Origin of the sequence: Streptomyces sp. NPDC087844, assembly GCF_044742785.1 — a bacterium.
Taxonomy (GTDB): domain Bacteria; phylum Actinomycetota; class Actinomycetes; order Streptomycetales; family Streptomycetaceae; genus Streptomyces.
In genome coordinates this window covers 275,291-299,056 of sequence record NZ_JBIUVD010000001.1, presented here as the reverse complement: position 1 = coordinate 299,056, position 23,766 = coordinate 275,291, and the positions used below count along the sequence as shown (strand labels likewise).

At 70.9% G+C, this 23,766-nt stretch carries 21 protein-coding genes; 10 read left to right on the top strand and 11 right to left on the bottom strand.

From position 1 onward, the window contains the following. Window positions 1–175 precede the first annotated feature (175 nt). The 4 genes from ACIOKD_RS01240 to ACIOKD_RS01225 all read right to left on the bottom strand — a co-directional run bounded on the left by ACIOKD_RS01240 (window position 176) and on the right by ACIOKD_RS01225 (window position 5,954). Window positions 176–967 carry a S1 family serine peptidase gene (locus ACIOKD_RS01240; protein ID WP_402076602.1) on the bottom strand — a complete coding sequence of 264 codons (792 nt, stop codon included), beginning with the start codon at window positions 965–967 and terminating at the stop codon, window positions 176–178. 248 nt (window positions 968–1,215) lie between these two features. Beyond that, entirely contained in the window at window positions 1,216–4,095 is a 2,880-nt protein-coding gene (locus ACIOKD_RS01235; RefSeq protein WP_402076601.1) for an AAA family ATPase, read from the bottom strand. A 391-nt stretch (window positions 4,096–4,486) separates the two neighbouring features. Beyond that, window positions 4,487–5,014: a GNAT family N-acetyltransferase gene (locus ACIOKD_RS01230; RefSeq protein ID WP_402076600.1), complete on the bottom strand. Its 528-nt coding sequence runs from the start codon at window positions 5,012–5,014 to the stop codon at window positions 4,487–4,489. Window positions 5,015–5,051: 37 nt separating this feature from the next. Further along, window positions 5,052–5,954: a hypothetical protein gene (locus ACIOKD_RS01225; protein WP_402077661.1), complete on the bottom strand. Its 903-nt coding sequence runs from the start codon at window positions 5,952–5,954 to the stop codon at window positions 5,052–5,054. Between the two features lie 431 nt (window positions 5,955–6,385). On the opposite strand from ACIOKD_RS01225, the gene gcl reads away from it, so the two are divergent. After that, window positions 6,386–8,170, top strand: a complete 1,785-nt coding sequence (gcl, locus tag ACIOKD_RS01220) for a glyoxylate carboligase (protein WP_402076599.1) — start codon at window positions 6,386–6,388, stop codon at window positions 8,168–8,170. An 831-nt stretch (window positions 8,171–9,001) separates the two neighbouring features. Here gcl and ACIOKD_RS01215 read toward each other — a convergent pair. Then, window positions 9,002–9,916 (bottom strand): 2-hydroxy-3-oxopropionate reductase, encoded by a 915-nt coding sequence (locus ACIOKD_RS01215; protein WP_402076598.1) that lies wholly within the window; start codon window positions 9,914–9,916, stop codon window positions 9,002–9,004. Between the two features lie 64 nt (window positions 9,917–9,980). Then, a complete protein-coding gene (locus ACIOKD_RS01210; RefSeq protein WP_402076597.1) occupies window positions 9,981–10,874 on the bottom strand; it encodes a TIM barrel protein in 894 nt (297 codons plus the stop codon). A 293-nt stretch (window positions 10,875–11,167) separates the two neighbouring features. Here ACIOKD_RS01210 and ACIOKD_RS01205 point away from each other — a divergent pair, with 293 nt between their 5' ends. The 7 genes from ACIOKD_RS01205 (at window position 11,168) to ACIOKD_RS01175 (ending at window position 16,994) form a co-directional block, all read left to right on the top strand. Further along, window positions 11,168–11,419 (top strand): hypothetical protein, encoded by a 252-nt coding sequence (locus ACIOKD_RS01205; RefSeq protein WP_402076596.1) that lies wholly within the window; start codon window positions 11,168–11,170, stop codon window positions 11,417–11,419. 53 nt (window positions 11,420–11,472) lie between these two features. Next, window positions 11,473–11,784, top strand: a complete 312-nt coding sequence (locus ACIOKD_RS01200) for a helix-turn-helix domain-containing protein (protein WP_402077659.1) — start codon at window positions 11,473–11,475, stop codon at window positions 11,782–11,784. A gap of 136 nt (window positions 11,785–11,920) precedes the next feature. Beyond that, window positions 11,921–12,442 (top strand): 2-oxo-4-hydroxy-4-carboxy-5-ureidoimidazoline decarboxylase, encoded by a 522-nt coding sequence (gene uraD, locus ACIOKD_RS01195; protein WP_402076595.1) that lies wholly within the window; start codon window positions 11,921–11,923, stop codon window positions 12,440–12,442. After that, on the top strand, window positions 12,439–12,867 hold the full coding sequence (uraH, locus tag ACIOKD_RS01190) for a hydroxyisourate hydrolase (RefSeq protein ID WP_402076594.1): 429 nt from the start codon (window positions 12,439–12,441) through the stop codon (window positions 12,865–12,867). The genes uraD and uraH overlap by 4 nt, the downstream gene beginning before the upstream one ends. 5 nt (window positions 12,868–12,872) lie before the next feature. After that, window positions 12,873–13,865: a factor-independent urate hydroxylase gene (gene pucL / locus ACIOKD_RS01185; RefSeq protein WP_402076593.1), complete on the top strand. Its 993-nt coding sequence runs from the start codon at window positions 12,873–12,875 to the stop codon at window positions 13,863–13,865. Between the two features lie 66 nt (window positions 13,866–13,931). Next, window positions 13,932–15,311, top strand: a complete 1,380-nt coding sequence (locus ACIOKD_RS01180; protein WP_402076592.1) for an 8-oxoguanine deaminase — start codon at window positions 13,932–13,934, stop codon at window positions 15,309–15,311. 243 nt (window positions 15,312–15,554) lie between these two features. Then, entirely contained in the window at window positions 15,555–16,994 is a 1,440-nt protein-coding gene (locus tag ACIOKD_RS01175; protein ID WP_402076591.1) for a nucleobase:cation symporter-2 family protein, read from the top strand. Between the two features lie 92 nt (window positions 16,995–17,086). On the opposite strand, the gene ACIOKD_RS01170 is transcribed toward ACIOKD_RS01175, so the two are convergent. Both ACIOKD_RS01170 and ACIOKD_RS01165 read right to left on the bottom strand, forming a co-directional pair. Then, the gene (locus ACIOKD_RS01170; protein ID WP_402076590.1) at window positions 17,087–17,857 is read right to left on the bottom strand and encodes a chitosanase; all 771 of its coding nucleotides are present in this window, start codon (window positions 17,855–17,857) and stop codon (window positions 17,087–17,089) included. A gap of 249 nt (window positions 17,858–18,106) precedes the next feature. Further along, the gene (locus tag ACIOKD_RS01165) at window positions 18,107–19,639 is read right to left on the bottom strand and encodes an MFS transporter (RefSeq protein WP_402076589.1); all 1,533 of its coding nucleotides are present in this window, start codon (window positions 19,637–19,639) and stop codon (window positions 18,107–18,109) included. A 72-nt stretch (window positions 19,640–19,711) separates the two neighbouring features. On the opposite strand from ACIOKD_RS01165, the gene ACIOKD_RS01160 reads away from it, so the two are divergent. Further along, window positions 19,712–20,101 (top strand): winged helix-turn-helix transcriptional regulator, encoded by a 390-nt coding sequence (locus tag ACIOKD_RS01160; RefSeq protein ID WP_402076588.1) that lies wholly within the window; start codon window positions 19,712–19,714, stop codon window positions 20,099–20,101. A gap of 47 nt (window positions 20,102–20,148) precedes the next feature. Here the strand turns inward: ACIOKD_RS01160 and ACIOKD_RS01155 are convergent, their stop codons facing one another. The 3 genes from ACIOKD_RS01155 to ACIOKD_RS01145 form a co-directional block, all read right to left on the bottom strand. Next, window positions 20,149–20,571: an acyl-CoA thioesterase gene (locus tag ACIOKD_RS01155; RefSeq protein ID WP_402076587.1), complete on the bottom strand. Its 423-nt coding sequence runs from the start codon at window positions 20,569–20,571 to the stop codon at window positions 20,149–20,151. Window positions 20,572–20,668: 97 nt separating this feature from the next. Beyond that, on the bottom strand, window positions 20,669–21,325 hold the full coding sequence (locus ACIOKD_RS01150) for a hypothetical protein (protein ID WP_402076586.1): 657 nt from the start codon (window positions 21,323–21,325) through the stop codon (window positions 20,669–20,671). A 154-nt stretch (window positions 21,326–21,479) separates the two neighbouring features. Then, window positions 21,480–22,688, bottom strand: a complete 1,209-nt coding sequence (locus tag ACIOKD_RS01145) for a pyridoxal phosphate-dependent aminotransferase (RefSeq protein ID WP_402076585.1) — start codon at window positions 22,686–22,688, stop codon at window positions 21,480–21,482. An 86-nt stretch (window positions 22,689–22,774) separates the two neighbouring features. On the opposite strand from ACIOKD_RS01145, the gene ACIOKD_RS01140 reads away from it, so the two are divergent. Then, window positions 22,775–23,407, top strand: coding sequence for a winged helix-turn-helix transcriptional regulator (locus ACIOKD_RS01140; RefSeq protein ID WP_402076584.1), 633 nt, complete (start codon window positions 22,775–22,777; stop codon window positions 23,405–23,407). Window positions 23,408–23,766 lie beyond the last annotated feature (359 nt).

The window sequence follows — 23,766 nt, the reverse complement described above, 5'->3', positions numbered from 1 at the left end:
GTGCCCGTTTGTCCCTTGGGGGGTTGGGGCGGGTGTGTGCGGGGGGCCGGGGGGGGGGGGGGGGGGGGGGGAGACGGGGGGGGGGGGGGGGGGGGGGGGGCGGGGGCGCCCCCCCCCCACGCCCCCTGGCTCTACCTGAGTCGACCTCAGGGAGTACTCGGGGTGGATCGCCCGACTAGGAGTTGACCTGCGTCGTCACCAGGCTGGAGAACGTCGTCAGGCGGGTGTAGACGCCCGGGTAGCCGGCGTCCGCGCAGCCGTAGCCCCACGAGGTGATCCCGGCGAGCTTGCCGCCGATGATGAGCGGGCCGCCGCTGTCGCCCTGGCAGGTGTCCACGCCGCCGGAGGTGTAGCCCGCGCAGACCATGTCGGTGGAGATGTACGAGGAGCCGTACGCCGAGGAGCAGGTGGAGTTGGACACGGTCGGGACCGTGGCCGTGCGCAACTGGTTGGAGGAGGAACCGCCCGAACTGGTGGTGCCCCAGCCGAGGATGCGGGCCGTGGTACCGGCCGTGTACAGGCTGGTCTCGGAGGCGGAGACGTAGCTGATCGGCGTGTACGGCATCGACGTCGACAGGGTCAGGACGGCGACGTCGTCACCCTCTTCGGCGTCCGTGTAGCTGGGGTTGATCCATATCTTGCTGACCTGGGCGACGGTGCCGTTGGTGCCGTTGCGGTACGTACGGCCGCCGACCACGCGGATGCCGCTCGGTGTCTCGCCGACCATGCAGTGGGCCGCCGTGACGACCTTGGTGGCCGACACCAGGGTGCCGCCGCAGAACTGGCTCTGCGAGGCGGTGGTGATCTGCATGACGTACGGGTACGCGGCGGCCGTGGTCGTCGTACCGCCGACGATGGGGGCGGGGGCGGCACTTGCGGTGGTCGCGCCGAGAAGACAGGTGGTCGCGGCGGCGGCGACGGCCGCGGTGACCGCGGCGGCCTTCTTGGCAAAGGTGAGCCCGAACATGGATCTCCTCAGGAGTGCCGGTGGGGGGATGCACTGTGGGGTGGTGCGACGGCTGCGGGGCGGGTCCCACGCTAGGAGTGGGGTGGGCTTCTTCCCAATGAGGGAACTCCCTCGGGCAGTTACCGAGGGATAACCCTCGGTCACCTTCTCGGGGTTGGCCGGTGCCCGGCCGGGCGTTGCGGGCTGGGTGCGGGCCCGGTCGGCTGGTCGCGCCGTTCCCCGCGCCCCTTTTCAGGGGCGCGGGGAGGTCAGTCTCCCCGGTGGTGGCCGGCCGCCAGTCTGACGATGTCCACCCGGGAGCGGATTCCCAGTTTTCGGTAGACGCGGGTGAGCGTGGCCTCGACCGTTTTCACGCTGATGAACAGGCGGGCGGCGATCTCGCGGTTCGTGGCGCCCTCCAGGACCAGCGCCGCGACCTGACGTTCCGTCGAGGCCAGCCGGTCGAGATGCGGCAGCACCGACTCGGGAGCCGTCGGAGCGAAGACGCCGGAGGAGGCGCCGGGCGAGGCGGTGACGGGGGCGGCGTCGGCCGCAGCGACCGCGTCCAACTGACGCAGCCACGGCATCGCCCGGCAGCGCCGGAACAGCCGCGCCGCCTCGTCGTACGAGCCCCGCCCCGACTGCTCCGCGCGCAGCCGGGCCAGCGCGAAGGCGGCCCGGGCCTCTTCGAGTCCGTGACCGAGCTGCGCCAGCCGGTCCTGCGCCGACGTCAACTGCTGTACCGCCGCCTCATGTTGCCCGGTCGCTGCCTTCACCAGGGCCTCGGCCCGGTCCAGTACGGCCAGCACACTCGCCCGTCGCAGCCGGACCGCGTGCTCGCGCGTGGCGGTGATGACGTCCTGCGCCTCCGCCGGCTCGCCCACGAGGACCAGCGCCTCGGCGAGGTCGCCGTGCCAGCGGCCCCGCGCCGGATCGCAGATGCCGAGCCGCTGCTCCGACTCCCGGGCCCGGCGCAGCGAGCGGACCGTGCCCGCCGCGTCCCCGGCCACCAGCTGTGCGTGCCCGAGCGCGCCCAGGGCCCGCGAGAGGTAGACCAGGTCACCGTCGTCCTCGGCCCGCCGCACCGCGTCGCCGGCCAGCACGAGCGCCCGGTGCACATCGCCGCCCGCGGCCTCGGCGAGCGAGGTGAACATGTTGCCCGCGGCCTCGCCGATGCCGGTGTCCCGGGCGAGCCGCAGACTCTCGTGGGCGAGGTCGAGAGCCCGGCCGCAGTGCCCGGAACGCAGTTCGGTCTCCGCGAGCCCGCGCAGGAAGTGCACCTCGCTCTCGACGATGCCGCGACGGCGCACCTCGCCGAGCAGCCGGGTGATCGAGACCCGGGCGTCGGTGAGCTGGTCGCTCATCATCAGCCAGCGGAAGCGGGTGGCGCCCGCGCCGTTGTGGTCGCAGGCCACCCGCAGGTCCTGCGGTTCCGCGAGTGCCTTCTCCAGGGTCACCGGGGCCGCGGGGTGCCCCATCAGGGTCTCCATCTGGGCCTGGAAGGACAGGGCCAGCAGCTCGGTGCTCCGGTCGCCCGCGGTGGCGGCGAGCCGTGCCGCGCGGGCGGCCTCCTCGCGGCCCTTCTCCATCGCGCCCTCGACGAGGAGGGCCCGCCACGCCAGTTGGTAGCGGACCAGCGCCAGCAGCCGCGGGTCCTCGCCCGCGTCCGCGAGGGCCTGCGGGAACACGGCCTCGACGTCGGCCATCGCCTGCCCGGCCGAGTCGATCACGACCATCCAGGCGCGTACCCGGACGGCCGGGTCCGTCGCCCGCTCCAGGACGTCGCGGGCCACCTCGCGGGCCAGGTCGATCTCGCCGGAGGTCCGCGCGTCCTCGGCGGACCGCAGTCGCCGTTCGTCCGCGCCGACCCGGTTGTCGGCCGGGGTGTGCCGGGCCGCGAGCAGCCCGAGCCGGGCCGCCACCGAGGGCGCGCCGCGGTCCCGGGCGAGTGCCGCCGCCTCGGAGAGCCGTTCGGCGACCTGCTCGTCGGTGCCGGTGGTCGCCAGCGCGAGATGCCGGGCCCGCTCGATCGGCTCGGAGGCGGCCGTGGAGAGCGCGGCGTGGGCGGCCCGTCGGTCCTGGGGCGTCGCCTGGGCGTACAGCGCGGCCGAGACGAGGGGGTGCGCGAACCGCACGGCGCCCTCCTGGCCGTCCGGGCCGTGGCCGTCAGGACCCTGGGCCGCCACCAGTCCGAGGGAGGCGGCCAGGGCGATCTCCGCCTCCGCGTCCGAACGGCCCGCGGACTCCAGCAGCGACTGGGTGGGGCGGGCTCCCGCGCTCGCCACCAGGAGCGTCTGCCGGGCTTCCGCGGACAGCAGTTCCAGACGGCTGAGCACGAGGGCGCGCAGCGAGGTCGGCACCGGCAGCGGCTCGCCCGGCCGCGGCGGGGTCGGGCTCTCGGCCAGGGCGCGGCCGAGTTCCAGCGCGAACAGGGGGTTGCCGCCGCTGGTGTGGTGGATGTCGCGCAGGGTGGAACGGCCCAGACCGCTGTATCCGCGGGCGGTCAGCAGCTCGGAGACCTGCGGCCGGGACAGCGGGGGGAGCCGCAGGGCCGGCGTCTCCGGCGGATACGCGCGTAGATACGGGTCATGCTCCTGCGCTTCGGGTTCCGTGCCGGTACGCACCGCGCCGAGCATCCGCACCGGCATGCCGCCGAGGCGCCGGGCGGCGAACGCGAGCAGTTCGGCGCTGGGCGCGTCCAGCCACTGCAGATCGTCGGCGACGACGAGGACGGGCCCCTTGGCCGCCAGTGCGCGCAGCACCGAAAGGACGGCGAGCCGCAGCGCCAGGCCGTCCCTGTGCGGGGACGATTCCGCGCGCCCGGTGAGGGCCGCTTCGAGCGCGGCCTGCTGCGGGGCGGGCAACGCGTCCGCGACCTCGTCGGCGACCAGGCCGAGCAGATCGACCAGTGCCAGGAACGGCAGATGCGATTCGGACTCGGTGGCGGAGCAACGCAACACAGTCCGGGCCGATTCGGTGTATTCCGCAGTGATTGCCCGCAGGACGGTCGACTTTCCTATTCCGGGCGGACCGTGCAAGAGGAGGCTGCCCCCTCGGGAGAGCTGCCCGCGTGCTCGTCCGAGTACCTCCTCCCGGCCGATGACCTGGTCGAAACGGGGTCTGACAGGCTCTTCGAAATCCCGTCGCACGCGCACCGCTCCCCTCAAGTCGTGTCCGGAACAATATTATGCAAAGAGCCCTTGAATTTCGGGGGGTTCGACCGTGAGGGAAATAACAGAGATTCGGTATACGTGATTTCATGACACCTACACGTGTATGAAACACACGGAGAGGTACGGACCTTCTCGGCAGCGGGCCCGCCCGCCGCGCCGCCACCACGGCCTCCAGCCGCGTACGGGCCCCAGCTTGCACATCGCCGACCGCACCGCGGATACGCCTTCACCGTTTCCGGGCGCGGCCCGAGCCGCTCACCGGCGGCCGCGTTGGTCCTGAGTACGTCCAGTACGTGGGTCTGTGCTTGGTGCGGGGTGAGGGTGCGTGCATGGCGTCGCCGGGCAGACGGGACTTTCGCAACACGCCCTAGACGTGCTGCCCGGGCTGCTCCATCGGCAGACGCATGCACACCCGGGGCCGGCGGGCGAGGCCCTGTTCGGCCTCCCCGGCGCGGACTCTGCGCAGTCCCGGGGTCAGGTCGGCCTCCGCCAGGACGCGGAAGCCGAGCCGCTCGTAGTAGGGCGCGTTCCACGGGACCTCGGAGAACGTGGTCAGCGTGAGTCCGGTCAGCCCCTGCTCCAGCGCGCGCTCGGCGGCGTACGCGATCAGGGTCCGGCCCACGCCCTGGTGCGCGGCGTCCGGGTGGACGGAGACCTGCTCGATGTGGAAGGCGCCGTCCAGGGGCGCACCGATCAGGTACGCGACGAGCCGGCCCATGGCGTCCTCGGCGACCCAGGCGTGGCCCGCCTCGCGGAAGCGCTCCAGAACGTCGAGCGCGGGCGGTTCGTCGTCGGCGATCTCCGGCATGCCGAAGATGCGGAAGGGCTCGCCCGCGGCACGTTCGATGTCCTGGAGGAGCGGGAGGTCGGCGGAAGTGGCCGCTCTGACGGTCATGGGTCAAGTATGCGACTGATTCGCCGAGTTGGTGCGATCACGCGCCGGTCGCGACGAGTTCCTCGGCGAGGCTGTTCGCCGGCTGCGGGGTGCCGGTGAGATCCAGTACGAACAGGGGGACACCCAGCAAGTCGGCGCGGGCGCGGGCGTCCTTCTCGTAACCGGCCAGCGAGAAGTAGACGCAGCCGGACGACTCCGTCATCGCGGTCAGCCACAGGCACTCCACGTCGCGGAGGGAGGCCGGGCGCACGGTCGGGTCCACCTGGGCGACTATTCCGCGGGCCGCGAGCCCTATGCCGGAGGGTGGCCGCTGGTCGGCCCGCCTGATGTCCCGGTAGCCGAGCCAGCGCAGGTACAGCGCGGCGGAGGTCACGGCGTCCCGGGCCGTACGGATGGTCACCGGCTGGAACGCGGGGCGGGGCGCCGGTTCGCCACGGGGGAGGGGGAGGGGGAGGGGAGGCGAGACAGCGGCGGGGAGGCGCTGGGATCGGGGGCGGGGCCGGGGCTTCGTGGGCGGGCGCTGTCCCGCACCCTCGGGGGCGGCCTCCGGGGGCGCGGCGTACTCGGGACCCTTGTCGCCCTTGTCGCCGTCGCCGTCGTTGTCCGGTCCGACCGGTCCGTCCGCGCCGACGGGGGCGATCGGGTCGAGCGAACCGTCCGAGCCGTCCGAGCCGTCATGGCCGTCATGGCCGTCATGGCCGTCAGCGCCGCAGGCGTGTGCTTCGGTGTCGTCGCCCGGACATGCGCCGGTTGCGCCGGACCCCGTCCCGCCACGTCCGGCCCCGGTGCGTCCGGCCTCAGTGCGCCCGGCCCCGGTGGGACCGGCCGCGTCGGGCCCGGCCCCGGCCACCGGTACGCGCAGTACCGTCCCGCACGGGCAGTCGAGTTCCGGCCGGGGCCACTGGTCCGCGCGTCCGCAGCTCCCGCAGGGGATCGTCAGCCAGCCCTCGTCCCAGGTGTGGTGGGTGAGGGACTCGGGGGCCGCCCGCGAGTCCAGGGCGGGAGTGACCGGCGCACCGCACGCGCACGGGTACGTCGGCGCCGCATAGACATGCTCGCGCCGACAGGCCGGGCACGTCACCGGCACGCTCTCGGCCATGACTCTCTCCAGAAGACGTGACACCGAACCGCAGGGGAGCTGCTCGCCCATCGTCCTCCGGAACACCGTCCTCCGGCAGCGAATCGATCGGACGCCCCGCGATTCGCCGCGCGCGGGCCTGCCGCCCGCTCTTGACGCCCTTCGGCCTCCCACCTACATTGCTTCCAGATAGCAGAAGTTAGTTTCCGCAATGCGGAATTGAAGACGGACTTTGAAGCTCTCCGCGGGGCGCGACGGGAGCCCGAATCCGCCAGCCGAAGCAGGAGTACGCAATGGCTCGTATGACCGCTGCCCGCGCGGCAGTCGAAATCCTCAAGCGCGAGGGCGTCACCAACGCGTTCGGTGTCCCGGGCGCGGCGATCAACCCCTTCTACGCGGCGCTCAAGGCCTCCGGCGGCATCGGCCACACCCTGGCCCGCCATGTCGAGGGCGCCTCCCACATGGCGGAGGGCTACACCCGCACCGCGCCCGGCAACATCGGCGTCTGTATCGGGACGTCCGGCCCGGCCGGCACCGACATGATCACCGGCCTGTACTCCGCGACAGGCGACTCCATCCCGATCCTGTGCGTCACGGGCCAGGCCCCCACCGCCGTGATCCACAAGGAGGACTTCCAGGCCGTCGACATCGCGTCGATCGCCGGGCCCGTGGCCAAGATGGCGGTCACCGTGCTGGAGGCGGCCCAGGTCCCGGGCGTCTTCCAGCAGGCCTTCCACCTGATGCGCTCGTCCCGGCCGGGCCCGGTCCTCATCGACCTGCCCATCGACGTCCAGCTCACGGAGATCGAGTTCGACCCGGAGACGTACGCGCCGCTGCCGGTATACAAGCCCGCGGCGACCCGCGCCCAGGTCGAGAAGGCGATCGCGCTGCTCGGCGAGTCCGAGCGGCCGCTGATCGTCGCCGGCGGCGGCGTCATCAACGCCGACGCCTGCGAACTCCTCGTCGAGTTCGCCGAGTTGACCGGTGTTCCGGTCATCCCCACCCTCATGGGCTGGGGCATCCTGCCCGACGACCACGAGCTGAACGCCGGCATGGTCGGCCTGCAGACCTCGCACCGCTACGGCAACGCGACCTTCCTTGAGTCCGACTTCGTCCTCGGCATCGGCAACCGCTGGGCCAACCGCCACACCGGAAAACTGGACGTCTACACGGCCGGACGGAAGTTCGTGCACGTCGACATCGAGCCCACCCAGCTCGGCAGGATCTTCGCCCCGGACTTCGGCATCGCGTCCGACGCGAAGGCCGCGCTGGAGCTGTTCGTGGCGGTGGCAGGGGAGTTGAAGGCCGAGGGCCGCCTGCCGGACCGGTCCGCGTGGGCTCGGGCCGCCCAGGAGAAGAAGGCGTCACTCCAGCGGCGTACGCACTTCGACGACATCCCCATCAAGCCGCAGCGGGTCTACGAGGAGATGAACAAGGCCTTCGGCCCGGAGACGCGGTACGTCACCACCATCGGCCTCTCCCAGATCGCCGGCGCGCAGATGCTGCACGTCTACCGGCCGCGGCACTGGATCAACTGCGGTCAGGCGGGCCCCCTCGGCTGGACCGTCCCGGCCGCGCTCGGCGTCGCCAAGGCCGATCCCGGGGCACAGGTGGTCGCGCTCTCCGGCGACTACGACTTCCAGTTCATGATCGAGGAACTGGCCGTCGGGGCCCAGCACCGGATCCCGTACGTCCACGTGCTCGTGAACAACGCCTACCTGGGCCTCATCCGGCAGGCCCAGCGGGGGTTCGACATCGACTTCCAGGTCAACCTGGAGTTCGAGAACATCAACTCGCCCGAGCTGGGCGTCTACGGGGTCGACCACGTCAAGGTCGTCGAGGGGCTCGGCTGCAAGGCGATCCGGGTGACCGACCCGAGCGAGCTGGGCGCCGCCTTCGAGCAGGCGAAGAAGCTGGCCGCCGAGTTCCAGGTCCCGGTGGTCGTCGAGGCGATCCTGGAGCGCGTCACCAACATCTCGATGTCCACGACCAACGACATCGGCAACGTCGTGGAGTTCGAGGAGATCGCGACCGAGCCGGGCCACGCGCCCACGTCCATCAGGCCCCTAAAGGTCTGACCGACCACCCCGGACAAGCCGAGGCCCCGTCCTGAGTCATCAGGACGGGGCCTCGCGCCGTGCTCAGCCCCGGCCACCCCCGCCGCGACCCGGGCGGAACCCGGCGCCCCCGTACTCCGCCCCGTGCTTCCCCCCGAGTGGTGCGTCGGGCGGGGCGGACGTCACCGCGGCAGGAGGCCCGCCCCGCGACAGCGCCGTGTACGGCTCGTGCCGACAGTTCGACCGACTTCCCATGCGTCCCACCCCCGTCCCCGGACCAGCCCGCGGTGTACTCCGTAGAGGGCCCGCCGCCCCCGTGCCGGCGGGCCCATGTGCTGAGAATGTGCCCAATACCACGGTGAGTTGAAGCCCCAGGGGCCATGTTCAGAGGTTGATTTGAGGGTTCCGTAGCGGGCGTACGCCCACAGACGTACCCCCATGGACGTACGTGCGGACGTCGAAGAGCGCCGACTACGGGACCGTCCGTACTCGGCGCTCTTGGTCTTCGGCTCTCAGCCGGTCTTCGGTTCTCGGCCGGACTCCGGTTTTCGGCCGGGACCGCGGCGGTGTGACGGTTCCGGGGCTTCCCTTCCCTCATGTCGAGAAGGGGACCCCGGGACCTTCACCACCGCACTGGCGTGCACACCGCCGCGGCCCTCGCCCTGCCCGCTCGCTGTCGTGGACCACCCCTCATCCGGGTCCACGGTCCTCGCGGGCGGTGCGCCCGGCGCATGACCTCCCGTCAGACTCCAGGCGCAGTTCGGAAGTTGTTGGTACCGGGCGGCGCCGCCGCTTGGGCGCGACAGGACAGGTGTCAGCGTCGGCGCCGCCCGGGTCTGTGGGGGCGGGCGGTCAGATCCGCGCGCCGGAGAGGCGCTCGACCGCGCGCAGCAGCGCGGAGTGGTCCAGGCCGCCGTCGCCCTGCGTGCGCAGGGAGGCGACGAGCTGGGCGACCACGGCGCCGACGGGCAGTGCGGCACCGACATTGCGGGCGGCGTCCGTGACGATGCCCATGTCCTTGTGGTGCAGGTCGATCCGGAAGCCGGGCTTGAAGTCGCGGTTCAGGAAGTTGTCCTTCTTGCGGGTCAGTACGGTCGAACCGGCGAGGCCGCCGTTCAGTACGTCCAGGGCGGCCTTCAGGTCGACGCCCGACTTCTCCAGGAAGACCACGGCCTCGGCGCACGCCTGGATGTTCACGGCGACGATCAGCTGGTTCGCGGCCTTCACGGTCTGGCCGGAGCCGTGCGGACCGCACAGCATGATGGTCCTGCCGAGCGCTTCGAAGATCGGCTCGGCCTCGTCGAAGTCGGCCTGCTCGCCGCCGACCATGATGGACAGCACGGCCTCCACCGCGCCCGCCTCGCCGCCGGACACCGGAGCGTCCAGGGCCCGGATGCCCTTGTCCTTCGCCGCCTCGGCCAGGTCCACGGAGGTCTGCGGGGTGATGGAGGACATGTCGATCAGGAGGGCGCCGGACCGCACGTTCTCCAGGATGCCGTCGGGCCCGTACGCGATGGCCTCGACCTGCGGGGAGGCGGGCACCATCGTGATCACGACGTCGGCGTCCCGTACGGCCTCGGCTATCGAGCCGGCCGCGGTGCCGCCCGCGGCGGTCAGCCGGTCCAGCTTCTCCTGCTCCAGGGTGAACCCGGTGACGTCGTAGCCGGCCTTGATCAGGTTCTCCGACATGGGGGAGCCCATGATGCCGAGGCCGATCCAGGCGATCGTCGGACGGGACGCGTTCGAACTGTCGGCAAGGTTGCTCATGGTGAGGGTGCCTCTCTGCACGCTGTGCTACGCCAACTGCTGTGCTGTGTCCGGGGATTGCCGCTCATTGGGTGACGCGGGTGACGCGGGCGGCGCGGGTGACACGGGCGGCGCGGGCCTCGCGGGGGAGCCAGTCGAAGGACTCCGCGCTCGGCCGGTCACCCGGCTTGTACTCCAGTCCGACCCAGCCCTCGTAACCCTGCTTGCGCAGCAGGCCGAGCAGCTCCGCCAGCGGGAGCGAGCCGGTGCCGGGTGCGCCACGGCCCGGGTTGTCGGCGATCTGGACGTGGCCGGTCCTGGCGGCGTACCGCTCGATCACCGACGGCAGGTCCTCGCCGTTCATGGACAGGTGGTAGAGGTCCATCAGGAAGCGGGCGTTGCCGAGTCCCGTCGCCTCGTTGACCCTGTCGACGACGGCGATCCCGGCCTCGGCGCTCACCAGCGGATAGAGCGGCGACTCCGGCTTGTTGAGTGTCTCGATCAGCAGGACGGCACCGACGCGGTCCGCCGCGCGGGCCGCCAGTACGAGGTTCTGCAGGGCGAGTTCGTCCTGCTCGGCCGGGTCGACGCCTTCGACGCGGTTGCCGTACAGGGCGTTGAGGGCCGTGCAGCCCAGTGACCGTGCGAAGTCAGCGGCCACGTCGATGTTCGCGCGGAAGCGCTCGGACTCCCGGCCCGGAACCGACAGGGCGCCCCGGTCCGGGCCCGGCAGCTGCCCGGCGTAGAAGTTGAGACCCGTGAGCTGTACGCCCGCGTCCTCGATCGCCTTCTTCAGGGCGTCGAGCTCCGCGCGGTCGGGGGCGGGGGTGTCGGTCCAGGGCCACCAGAGCTCGACCGCGGTGAAGCCCGCCGCGGCGGCGGCCGCGGGGCGCTCCAGGAGCGGCAGCTCGGTGAAGAGGATCGACAGGTTGACGTTGAAGCGCTGCTCTGCGGCCGCATCCATCGAGAAACCGGGCATATGGGTCGGCGCTCCCTTCCGTGACGAGTAGGTCCATGGGGCTGGCCCGTATTGCTACTTCCGCCGGTTCCCTAGTTCCGTATTGCGGAAGTTCGTTTCTGCTTGATGGAAAGGCTGCCTTCGTGTGGAAACCTTGTCAAGAGGGGGCGGCGGGAAAAGCGCGCGCGTCCGTGGTGGGGCCCGGGTCCCGTTCGGCGGCCGGGAGGCGGGTCCCGGGTGGGCTAGGGTCGCTTCCTGGTCGGCCGGGCCTGGGCCGTCGCAGACACGGACCGAAGCGATGCCATGGGGGCACAGTGCGCTTGCGAGTGGAGTTCACCACCGAACCCTTCGACCTCGACGAGGCGCCGCCGCACGCGGTGGTCGCCCGCGAGGTCATCGAGGCGGCCGAACTCGACTCGGTCGACGTCGGTCCGTTCGGCAACACCGCCGAGGGCGCGGCGGATCCGGTGCTCACGGCGGTCGACGCGCTGCTGCGCAAGGCCCTGGACGCGGGCGCCACCCGGGTCTCGTTGCAGCTCAACGTGATCGAGGAGGAGGGCCGGTGACCCGGTCCGCGGACGACCCCTTCGTGTCGGCCGTCAAGCCGCTCGTCGACGCCATGGGTGCCGAGATGCTGCCTGCCGACCAGGCCGGACCCGACGACGTGGTGCTCTCCTGGGAGGGCGTGGACGTCGTGGCCGTCCGTCTGCCGCAGCTCGCCGACTCGTTGGACCACATCCTGGCCGCCCTGGAGCGCAAGCGCGGCAAGCCCCTCGCGGAGCTGGACCGCAAGGCCAAGCAGGAGGTCGTACGGATACTGGAGGCGCGCGGGGCCTTCTCCGTACGGCATGGAGTGGAGACCGTGGCGGGCGCGCTCGGCGTCTCGCGGTTCACCGTCTACAACTACCTGAACCGCGAGAAGGGCGCCTGAGCCCGATCGCGGCCCCCGGGCGGAGGGCGCGGAGGGCGCCTTCGTTACCTGGATTTTTCAACAAAGTGTTGACGTGGTGTTTTCGAGGGCGTTAGCTGACCGCAGCCCGTCCAGCACAAGGCCACGGAGGCTTCCCGTGACTTCGAGTACGACGACACCCGGCGGCCTCGCCCGGTTCAACACCCTGGAGGAACCCGCGGCCCGCGCCGCCCTCCATGAGCTCTGCGCCTCGGCGACCTGGGCGCACAGGCTGCTCGCCGGCCGCCCGTACGCCACCGAGGACGACCTCTTCGCGCGGAGCGACGCCGCCACGGCCGACCTGACCGACGCCGACCTGGCGGAGGCGATGGCCGGCCACCCGCCGATCGGACGCCCGAAGCCGGGCGACCCGACCTCCTCCCGCGAACAGCGCGGAATGACCGGCGCCTCCGACGAACTCAAGGCGGAGATGCTGGAACTGAACCTGGCGTACCAGGAGAGGTTCGGCCATGTCTTCCTGATCTGCGCGACCGGCCTCACCGGCGAACAGATGCGTGACGCGCTCAAGGAGCGCATCGACAACACGCCCGCACAGGAGCGCGAGATCGTGCGCGCCGAACTGGGCAGGATCAACCGCATCCGGCTCGCCCCACTCGTCGAAGAGGACGCACCCGCATGACCACCGAGACCACCGCTTCCGTCACCGCCGTCGCTTCCGTGTCCACGCACATCCTGGACACCAGCGTCGGCCGCCCCGCCGCGGGAGTCGCCGTCCTGCTCGCGGCCCGTGGCGGCCGTGACGCGAAGTGGCAGGCGCTCGGCGGCTCCGCGACCGACGCGGACGGCCGGTGCAAGGACCTGCCGGCCCTGCCGGAGGGCACCACACACGTACGGCTCGACTTCGCCGTCGAGGCGTACTTCGAGAAGAAGCCCGTGAAAGAACAGGCCGAGGCGCAGCAGGACGCCCCCGCGAACCGGGACAGCGGTGCCGCACAGGTGTTCTTCCCCGAGGTGGCGATCACGTTCGCCGTCGACCCGGGGGAGCACTATCACGTACCGCTGCTGCTCAACCCGTTCGGCTACTCCGTTTACCGAGGGAGCTAGCAGACATGACCACCCAGCCCCGTTCTGCCCGTCCGGCGGTCCTGGCCCAGAACCAGTACGGCAAGGCCGAGAACCGCGTCGTCAGGATCACCCGGGACGGCGCCACCCACCACATCAAGGACCTGAACGTCTCCGTCGCCCTCAGCGGTGACATGGAGGAGGTCCACTACTCGGGCTCCAACGCGAACGTCCTGCCGACGGACACCACCAAGAACACGGTGTACGCCTTCGCCAAGGAGTACGGCATCGAGTCCGCCGAGCAGTTCGGCATCCACCTCGCCCGGCACTTCGTGACCTCGCAGGAGCCGATCCGCACCGCCCGGATCCGCATAGAGGAGTACTCCTGGGAGCGGATCGGGACTCCGGACATCGGGACTCCGGACATCGGGACCTCGGACATCGGGACCTCGGAGGCGGACACCCCGTCCGCCGGCGCCGCAGAGAGAGGACACTCCTTCGCCCGCAAGGGCCAGGAGACCCGCGTCACGCAGATCACGTACGACGGTTCCTCGTGGGAGGTCGTCTCCGGCCTCAAGGACCTGGTCGTACTGAACTCCACGAACTCCGAGTTCTGGGGCTACGTCAAGGACGAGTACACGACGCTGAAAGAGGCGTACGACCGCATCCTCGCCACCGAGGTGTCCGGGCGCTGGCGGTTCAACTGGACCGACGACGAGCAGCCGATGCCCGACTGGGAGGAGTCCTACGCGCAGGTGCGCGGACACATGCTCCAGGCCTTCGCGCAGACGTACTCGCTGTCGCTGCAGCAGACCCTGTACCAGATGGGCGCGCGGATCATCGAGAACCGCGACGAGGTGGCCGAGGTCCGCTTCTCGCTGCCGAACAAGCACCACTTCCTCGTCGACCTGGAGCCGTTCGGCCTCAAGAACGACAACGAGGTGTACTTCGCCGCCGACCGGCCGTACGGCCTGATCGAGGCGACGATCCTGCGGGACGGCTGCGAGGCGCTCATCCCGGTGGACCTCAGCAACCTCTGACGCACCTGCCTTGGTGAGCAACTCCCCTCAGCAGCAACCCTTTTCGGCACGGCAGAAGGACGAACCATGGCAGCAGACCGGCGGATCGTCATCGAGAACTGCTCGATCGCGACCGTGGACGCCGACGACACCGAGTACACGTCGGGCCACCTGGTCCTGGCGGGCGACCGCATCGAGTCGCTGGGCGCGGGCAGGGCCCCCGAGGGGCTGGAGAACGTCGTACGCCGGATCGACGCGACCGGCCACCTCGTCACCCCGGGCCTGGTCAACACCCATCACCACTTCTACCAGTGGATAACCCGCGGCCTCGCCACGGACCACAACCTCTTCGACTGGCTCGTCGCCCTGTACCCGACCTGGGCGCGCATAGACGAGAGCATGACCTACGCGGCGGCCCAGGGCTCCCTCGGCATGATGGTCCGCGGCGGAGTCACCACCGCCATGGACCACCACTATGTGTTCCCCAAGGGGTCCGGCGACCTGTCGGGTTCGATCATCCGTGCCGCACGCGAGATGGGCGTCCGCTTCACCCTGGCCCGCGGCTCCATGGACCGCAGCGAGAAGGACGGCGGGCTGCCGCCGGACTTCGCCGTCGAAACACTCGAAGACGCCCTCGCCGCCACCGAGGCGACCGTCGACGAACACCACGACGCCTCCTTCGGCGCCATGACCCAGGTGGCGGTCGCGCCCTGCTCGCCCTTCTCCGTGTCCACCGAACTCATGCGGCAGGGCGCTGAGTTGGCCCGGCGCAAGGGAGTAAGGCTGCACACCCACGGGTCGGAGACGGTCGAGGAGGAGCAGTTCTGCAAGGAGCTGTTCGGCATGGGCCCGACCGACTACTTCGAGTCGACCGGCTGGCTCGGCGAGGACGTGTGGATGGCGCACTGCGTCCACATGAACGACTCCGACATCGCCGCCTTCGCCCGTACGAGGACGGGGGTGGCCCACTGTCCCTCCTCCAACGCCCGCCTGGCGGCCGGGATCGCGCGGGTCCCCGACATGCTCGCGGCCGGCGTCCCGGTCGGCCTCGGTGTCGACGGCACGGCGTCCAACGAGTCCGGCGAACTGCACACCGAACTGCGCAACGCGCTGCTCATCAACCGCCTCGGTGCCTACCGCGAGGCGGCCCTGAACGCCCGTCAGGCGCTGCGGCTGGGCACGTACGGCGGAGCCCAGGTCCTGGGGCGTGCACCGGAGACAGGTTCCCTTGAGCCGGGCAAGCTCGCCGATCTGGTGCTGTGGAAGCTGGACACCCTGGCCCACGCGTCGATCGCCGACCCGGTCACCGCACTCGTCCTCGGCGCCGCGGCGCCGGTCACCGCCTCCTTCGTGGGCGGTGAGCAGATCGTCGAGAACGGCCGGCTGCTGCACGTCGACGAGGACGCCGTCGCCCGCTCCACGCGGGACGAGGCCCGGCGTCTCGTGCGGATCGCCGCGCGGGCCTGACCTGGTTTCCGCCCAGATCTCCGGCCGAGGGGGACGGCCCTCGGCCGGTGGCCGTGGACCCGAACGGGGTCCGCGGTGACCGTCTCCGGGGCGCGCGCACGAACTGCCCGCGCCCCGGAACGGTCCCCCACCGTCCTGCTGCCCCCGGCACGCCCCCTCCGTGACGGGCACCGTCCCACCAGGAAAAAAGACCTCCCTGACACCCACGTCAATGCCGACGTGTACCCGACCGGAGGAGCCGCCGTGGCTGCCCAGCACGTGCCCAGCAGTACGGACGTAAGCGCGACTGGCCCGGGAAAACACCCGGTTGACGAAAAACTTCCTGCCCTGAAGATGGCGACCAGCGGTCTGCAGCATGTGGCCGCCATGTACGCGGGAGTGGTCGCCCCACCCCTGATCGTCGGCGCGGCCGTGGGCCTGAGCGCGACCGAACTGACCTTCCTCACCGGCGCCTGCCTGTTCACCGCGGGGCTCGCCACCTTCCTGCAGACCCTCGGCATCTGGAAGATCGGTGCCCGCCTGCCCTTCGTCAACGGCGTCACCTTCGCCGGAGTCGCCCCGATGATCGCGGTCGTCAACTCCACGGACGACAAGCGCGACGCCCTGCCGGTCATCTTCGGCGCGGTCATCGTGGCGGGTCTGCTGGGCTTCCTCGCCGCCCCGTTCTTCAGCAAGGCGGTCCGCTTCTTCCCGCCCGTGGTCACCGGCACGGTCATCACCCTCATCGGCATATCCCTGATGCCGGTCGCCTTCGGCTGGGCCCAGGGCCCCGACCCGGCGGCGCACGACTACGGCTCGACCACCAACCTGGGCCTGGCGGGCGCGACCCTTCTCATCGTCCTGCTGCTGCGCCGCTTCACCCGTGGCTTCGTGAAGCAGATCGCCGTACTGCTGGGCCTGGTCGCCGGCACGCTCGTCGCGATCCCGTTCGGCGTCACCGACTTCGCGCCGGTGGCCGACGCGGCGGTCGTCGGCTTCCCCACGCCGTTCCACTTCGGAGCACCGCAGTTCCAGCTCGCGGCGATCGTCTCGCTGTGCGTGGTGATGGTCGTCTCGATGACCGAATCGACCGCGGACATGCTGGCGTTGGGGGAGATCGTCGGCCGGCCGGCCGACGAGAAGACCATCGCGGCGGGCCTGCGCGCCGACACCCTGGGCTCGGCCGTCAGCCCGCTCTTCAACGGTTTCATGTGCAGCGCCTTCGCCCAGAACATCGGCCTGGTCGCGATGACCCGGATCCGCAGCCGGTACGTCGTGGCCACGGGCGGCGGTTTCCTCGTCCTGATGGGCCTGTGTCCCATGGCCGCGTCGCTGATAGCCGTGGTACCGCGTCCCGTGCTCGGCGGGGCGGGCGTGGTGCTGTTCGGTTCTGTGGCCGCGAGCGGTATCCAGACCCTCGTCAAGGCGGGCCTGGAGAAGGACAACAACGTTTTGATCGTGGCGGTCTCGCTGGCCGTCGGCATCATCCCGATCACCGCGCCGGAGTTCTACCACGCGTTCCCGGAGACGGCGAAGATCATCCTGGACTCGGGGATCTCGACCGGGTGCGTCGCGGCCGTCGTCCTGAACCTGGTCTTCAACCACCTGGGCGGGGGCCGTGAGTGCGACGAGGTGACGGCACCGATGGAGCCAGGCCCGGGTGTGGGGCCGAGTTCGGGGCCGGAGCCGGTGGCCGCTCGCTGACAGGCGACGAGCGAACGGCCACCGGCCCGGTCCGGTCCGGTTCCACGGCTCTTCAGGGCCGCGATGCCGCCGGAACCCTGCTGCGTGCGGCCTCAGCCGATGTGGAAGCTGTCCCCGTAGACCTGCCAGTCCAGCGGCGGGTTCAGGTTCAGGTTCCGGTTCCTGAGGAAGACCCGCTGGGCGGTGTCCACGCGGCTGGTGTCCGAGTGCGCCTCCTCCTGCTTCATCGCCCACACGCGGGCGTCGAGGAAGGCATCGAGGTACGTCACCTCGTCGCCGCCCTGGGCCGGGGGCCTGGCCCGGCCCAGCGCCCGGTCGCGGATGCTGCCGAAGCTCGTGCTGTCGCCGCCGTCGCCGTGCATGACGATGGCGTCGTAGTACGTGAACTGGCCGAGCGTGCCGACGCCGTCCGCCTTGCCGCGCTGGACGGCCGGATTGAAGTAGACACGGTCCCGCTCGTCGTTCTGGGCCTGCTCGAAGACCTGGTCCTGGGCCGCCCGGCGCCAGGCGTCCGGGTAGCCGGGGTCCAGGCCCTCGTGCGAGTCGGTGCCGTCGACGCGGCGCAGTGCGGGCAGGTAGCCGGCCAGCGGGTTGCCGGGCTTGCGCCGGGTGTACAGCTCGACGAGGTCGAGCATGTCGTGCGTGCCCGAGCAGAACCCGATGATGCCGGCGGTGTAGCCGCGGCCGTCGCCGATGTCCTCGATGTACTGGTACTGCGCCTTCCAGTCCAGCGAGGAGTTCTCCGCGCTGCAGACCAGCTTCATGGCGATCTCCTTCTTCGCCGGTTGGTCGAGGCCGGGGGCGGCGGCGCCGGCGGGGGTGCCGGCGATGACTGGGCCTGCCACCAGGGATGCTCCGATCATCGCGAGGAGGGTTCGACGCGAGGAGCTTATGGGGGTGTGGGGGGTGTGCACGGGACCTCCAGTGGGGGTGGGAGTCGCTCTCCGTACTGTTAGGAAAGTTTCCTACCAGAGATTGGGAGTGGCGTATACCCGTCGAGAGGTTCTTCGCCCCCTCGCCCCCGCAATCGCGCTGCGCGCTCGTCCTCGAACGCCGGACGGGCTGAAAGATGTCTTTCAGCCCGTCCGGCGTTCGGGGGCAGCGACCCCGCGTCAGTGACGATCGGGGAGGGTAGGGGCGGCGGGGGCGAAAGAAGCCCGAGCCGGTCGCAGGACCGCAGCCGCGACCGCCAGCCCCACCCCGGCGACCCCCGTCGCAACAGTGAACGCCAACCGATACCCGTCCGCGGTGGCCGCCGCGAACGGCTCCCCGCTTTCCAGGAGTCCATCCGTGCGACTCGCCGCGAGGGTCGTGAGAACCGCGAGCCCCAGCGAACCCCCCACCACCTGCGTGGTGTTGAAGAGCCCGGACGCAAGCCCGGCATCCTCCTTCACCACTCCGGACATCGCGAGCCCCGTAACCGCGGGCATCGCAGCCGCGAACCCCGTCGAGAGCAACAGCATCGGAGGCAGCACGTCGACTACGTACGACCCGGAGTCCGGTATCCGGCTCAGCAGGGCCATTCCGGCGACGATGAGCACGAGCCCGGCGAGCAGTACCCGGTACGGCCCGAAACGGCCGATCGTCCGCGCCGACAGGCCCAGCATCAGTACCCCGATCAGCACGGGCGCGGGCACGAGCGCCATTCCCGTCCGCAACTCGCTGTACCCCAACACCCGTTGGATGTAGAGCGCCCCGATGTACTGGAACCCGAACATCGTCGCGATCATCAGGATCTGCACACCGTTGGCGCCGGTGAGCAGCCGTGAGCGGAACAGCCTCAGCCGCAGCAGCGGTCGCTCGGCCCGTGCCTGCCGGACAGTGAAGGCCGCGAACAGCGCGAGCGGGACCGCGGCCAGGATCAGCGTGCCGCCGGCCGGCCGCCCCCCGGCACCGACGATCGCGTACACCGTGAGCATCAGCGCGCCCGTGACCAGTGCGGCCCCGGGATAGTCCGCGCCCCTGCCGAGCCCGGCGCCGCGGTCGGGGGCGAGGACGCGCAGGGCGGCGATCCAGCCCACGATCCCGATCGGCAGGTTGATCAGGAAGATCCAGTGCCAACCGAGCGCCTGGGTGAGCGCCCCGCCCAGGAACGTGCCCAGCGCGCCGCCCGCCGCTCCGACCGCGCTGAACACCGCGATGGCCCCGGCCTGTTCACGCGGTTCGGGAAAGAGCGCGATCAGCATCCCCAGTACGACCGCCGAGGTCATCGCCCCGCCGACGCCCTGCAGTGCCCGTGCCGCGATCAGCATGCCCTGACTCGTGGCGACCCCGCACAGCACGGACGCCACGGTGAACAGGGCGAGCCCCGAGGCGAACATCCGCCGGCGTCCGACCAGATCGCCGAGCCGCCCCACGAGCAGCAACAGACCGCCGAAGGGGATCAGGTACGCGTTCACGATCCAGGCCAGCCCTGAGGACGAGAAGCCGAGATCGCTCTGGATCGCGGGCATCGCCACGGTCACGACGTTGCCGTCGAGGATCGTCATCAGCGTGCCCCCGCACAGCACGACGAGGGACGCTCGACGGGAGTACGTTCGCGAGTACTGCGCGGGTTCTGCGGGGTCCGAGTCTTGGGGGAGCCCCTCCGCGGGAGCTCCGATCCGGGACGACATGGCCACGGCCTCCGTATAAGTGCTGGACATTACATAGGTGCACGACTTGTAACGGAGGACATCGTGAGTGACCATGGCGGCCGGTCGTAAGGAGGCACCTGGATGTCCCAGAGGAACACCCGTGTTACCTCGCAGGTCGTGAACGCGCACGCGTGTCCCGTCCGCGAGGTTCTTGACAGGGTCGCCGGAAAATGGAGTGTCCTGATCATCGTGGCCGCCGCGCACGGGCCGATCCGTTTCACCGAGCTGGAGCGCAGCATCGAGGGCATCAGCCGCCGCATGCTCACGCTGACCCTGCGCAATCTGGAGCGCGACGGGCTCCTCACGCGCACCGTCCACCCGACGGTCCCGCCGAAGGTCGAGTACGAACTCACGCCGGTGGCCCATGAGTTGCACGCCTCGTTGCTGGGGCTGACCGACTGGGCGGAACGGCACCGTGTCACGATCGCCGAGTCACGCGCCGCGTACGACGCCCGCCACCAGCCGGAGTGACCCGGTCGAGGTCTCCAGGGTCGGAGGGCATCGGCGACGGCCCGGCGTCAGAGGCCGAAGAGCAGGCGGTCGGTGGCCAGTGCGCGGAAGTATTCGCGGGGGTCCGCGACGAGCTTCCGTTCCTTGAGGTCCATCAGGCCGCCGACCGCCGTGATCTCGGCCGCGACCGTACCGTCGGTCTTGCGGATGGTCTGCTGTATCCGGAACGTCTTGCCCTCGCCCCAGTCGAAGCCGCAGGTCACCTCGACCTCGTCACCCGCACGCAGTTCCCGCAGATAGCGGACGGTCATCTCCAGCGACACCGGGCCCACGCCCTTCGCGACCAGTCCGGCCTGGGTGATCCCGGCGGCCTGCAGTAACGACCAGCGGGCGTGCTCCGCGTAGTTCACATACACGGCCTGGTTCAGATGCCCCAGGGTGTCGGTCTCGTACCCGCGCACGGTCACCGGGACGGCATACGGTTCGGCCACGACTTCCCCATTTCTGCGGTGAACAGAGTCGGCGTCAGCATACTGAGCGGTCGCTCACCGGTGTCAACCTCCGAACGACGCAGGGCTGTTGCGGGCGTCACGACCGGCGGGGCGAGGCCAGCAGATAGCGCACCCCGGTGCGCGGCTCCGTGTGCTCGCTGACCTGCCATCCGGCCTTCTCCAGCGTCACCGCGCACTCCCTCAGCGCCTCCGCGTCCGGCTCGCGCACGGCGACGGCCTCCGGCTGAGGCGTCGCCCGCACCCGGTACCCCGCGGCGCCCGATCCTGTGCCTGTGTTCGTTCCCGCGGGGCGGAGTCCGGCCTCCTCCAGCGCGAGGGCGGCGGCCTGCACCAGATGCGTACGCTCCCACGCGCACGGCCGGTCCGTGACGCCGCCCGTGTTGGTCATCCGTCGCATCTCCAGCAGCCCCTGCCAGGCGCTGTGCACCTCCCGGGTGCGTGAGGGGCCCACGTCGACGCCCTCCTCGCCACCCACCCGCGCGCTGAACACGCCTGATGCCGAGCCGGCGGGTGCTGAGGTCCCGGCGGGCGCCGCCACCTCGGCGGTCGTCTCCTCGCGTATCCGGTGCCCGGCCGGTGTGAGGAAGTGGTCGTGCGGCGGACGGGGGTGCCGGAAGGCCAACCCCTGTCTCACCAGCGCCGCGAGCCCGCTCGCCGTACCCCTGAGGCGCCCGGTCGCGGGATCGGCGGCGTCGATGACGCGCCGCTGCGCGGCGGTCGGCGGTCGGGTCACGGGGTGCTCCTTCCCCTGCGGTCACGGCGGGTCACGGCGGGGCGCGGCCGTCCCGGTCGACCGGACCGGCGAACCCCTACGAGGACGAAGGCTACGACCCGGGTCTGACATCCCGCCGAGGTCACCGCCGACATCCCCGCCGAGGTCACCGCGTCTACTGCCGATAGCCGCTCAGGAACCGGCCGATCCTGCTGATCGCCGCGTCGAGGTCGTCGGCGTACGGGAGGGTGAGGATGCGGAAGTGGTCGGGGCGCGGCCAGTTGAAACCGGTGCCCTGGACCACCTGGATCTTCTCGCGCAGCAGCAGGTCGAGCACGAACTTCTCGTCGTCGTGGATCTTGTGGACCGAGGGGTCGAGACGTGCGAACGCGTACAGCGCGCCCTTCGGTTTCACACAGGAGACGCCGGGGATCTCGTTCAGCCTCTCCCACGCGATGTCCCGCTGTTCGCGCAACCGGCCACCGGGTGCGGTGAGTTCGTGGATGGACTGACGGCCGCCGAGTGCGGCCTGGATGGCGTACTGCGCCGGGGCGTTGGCGCACAGCCGCATGGAGGCCAGCATGGTCAGGCCCTCCAGATAGCTCTTCGCATGCTGGCGCGGCCCGGTCACGACCAGCCAGCCGGACCGGAAGCCCGCCACGCGGTACGTCTTCGACAGGCCGCAGAAGGTGAGGACCACCAGGTCGGGGGCGAGCGCGGCGGCCGTGTGGTGCACGGCGTCGTCGTACAGGATCTGGTCGTAGATCTCGTCCGCGAACACCATCAGGCCGTGCCGGCGGGCCAGGTCGAGGATGCCCTCGATGATCTCCTTCGGGTAGACCGCGCCGGTGGGGTTGTTCGGGTTGATGATGACGACGGCCTTCGTGCGGTCCGTGATCTTCGACGCCATGTCGTCCAGATCCGGGTACCAGTCGGCCTGTTCGTCGCACAGGTAGTGCACGGCCTTGCCGCCCGAGAGGGTCGTCACCGCGGTCCAGAGCGGGAAGTCCGGGGCGGGGATGAGGACTTCGTCGCCGTTCTCCAGGAGTGCCTGGACGGCCATCGAGACGAGTTCGGAGACGCCGTTGCCCAGGAAGACGTCGTCCACGCCGACTTCGAGGCCCCGCTCCTGGTAGCGCTGTGCCACGGCGCGGCGGGCCGAGAGGATGCCGCGCGAGTCCGTGTAGCCGTGTGCCTGCGGGAGCATCCGGATCATGTCCTGGAGGATCTCCGCCGGGGCCTCGAAGCCGAAGGCCGCGGGGTTGCCCGTGTTGAGGCGCAGCACGCTGTGGCCTGCCTCCTCCAGGGCGTTCGCGTGCTCGATGACCGGGCCCCGGATCTCGTAACAGACCTCGCTGAGCTTGCTCGACTGCCGGAACTCCATGCGGTGCGCACCTCCAGGTTGTGGTGTTGCTTGGTTTTACCAAGTAGTCGCTTGGAAAGTCCAACAAGTTGTCTAGACTGCGTCGCATGTCACCTCGCCGAAGCTACGACCAGTACTGTTCCGCTGCCCGGGCGCTCGACGCCGTCGGTGACCGCTGGACCCTCCTGATCGTCCGCGAGCTGCTTGCCGGTCCGCGCCGTTACACCGACCTGCACGCCGACCTGCCCGGGGTGAGCACGGACGTGCTCGCCTCCCGGCTCAAGGACATGGAGCGGGACGGCCTGACGACGCGTCGGCGGATGCCGCCGCCAGGTGCGGTGTTCGTGTACGAACTCACCGTCCGCGGGCGCCAGTTGCTGCCCGTGCTGCAGGCGCTCGGGGAGTGGGGGGCGCCCCTGCTGGCGGAGCGGCGGCCCACGGACGCGGTGCGCGCGCACTGGTTCGCGCTGCCGTTGTTGCGGGCGTTGGAGGGGTTCGGCGAGGGGGTCGTCCAAGTCCGTCTGGACGAGGGCGAGTTCTACCTCCACGTCGGTGCCGCGGACGCGCCGGTGTACGGGGAGGGGCCCGCGCCCGAGGCGCCCGACGCCCGGCTCTCCCTCGACACGGAGACGTGCGCCTTGCTGGGCCGGGGCGACCTGACACTCCTGGACGCGGTACGCACCCACCGCATCACGGTGACGGGCGAGGGCCCCCTGGCCAAGGCCCTGAGCGAACCCTGACACCCCGGAGCGCCGCCGACTGCGGGTCCCCTGTGGCGGGCCGCGCGGTTCCCCGCGCCCCTGTGCGGGCCCCGGGTCCGTCGTCGGCTGGGGGCCCGTGGTGGCCGGTTGCGCCGTTCCCCGCGCCCTTGGAGGACCGCGGGTTCGTTGTTGGCTGCGGGTCCGCTGTGGCTGGCCGCGCCGTTCCCCGCGCCCCTCAGCAGGCCCTGGCGGGCCTGTGCGGGGCCGGGGTGCGTCGTTGGCTGCGGACCCGCTGTGGTTGGTTGCGCGGTTCCCCGCGCCCCTGAACAGGCCTTCGCGGGGCCCGAGTGTTTTCAGGGGCGCGGGGAACTGCGCAACCGGCCGCGGCACACCCGCAG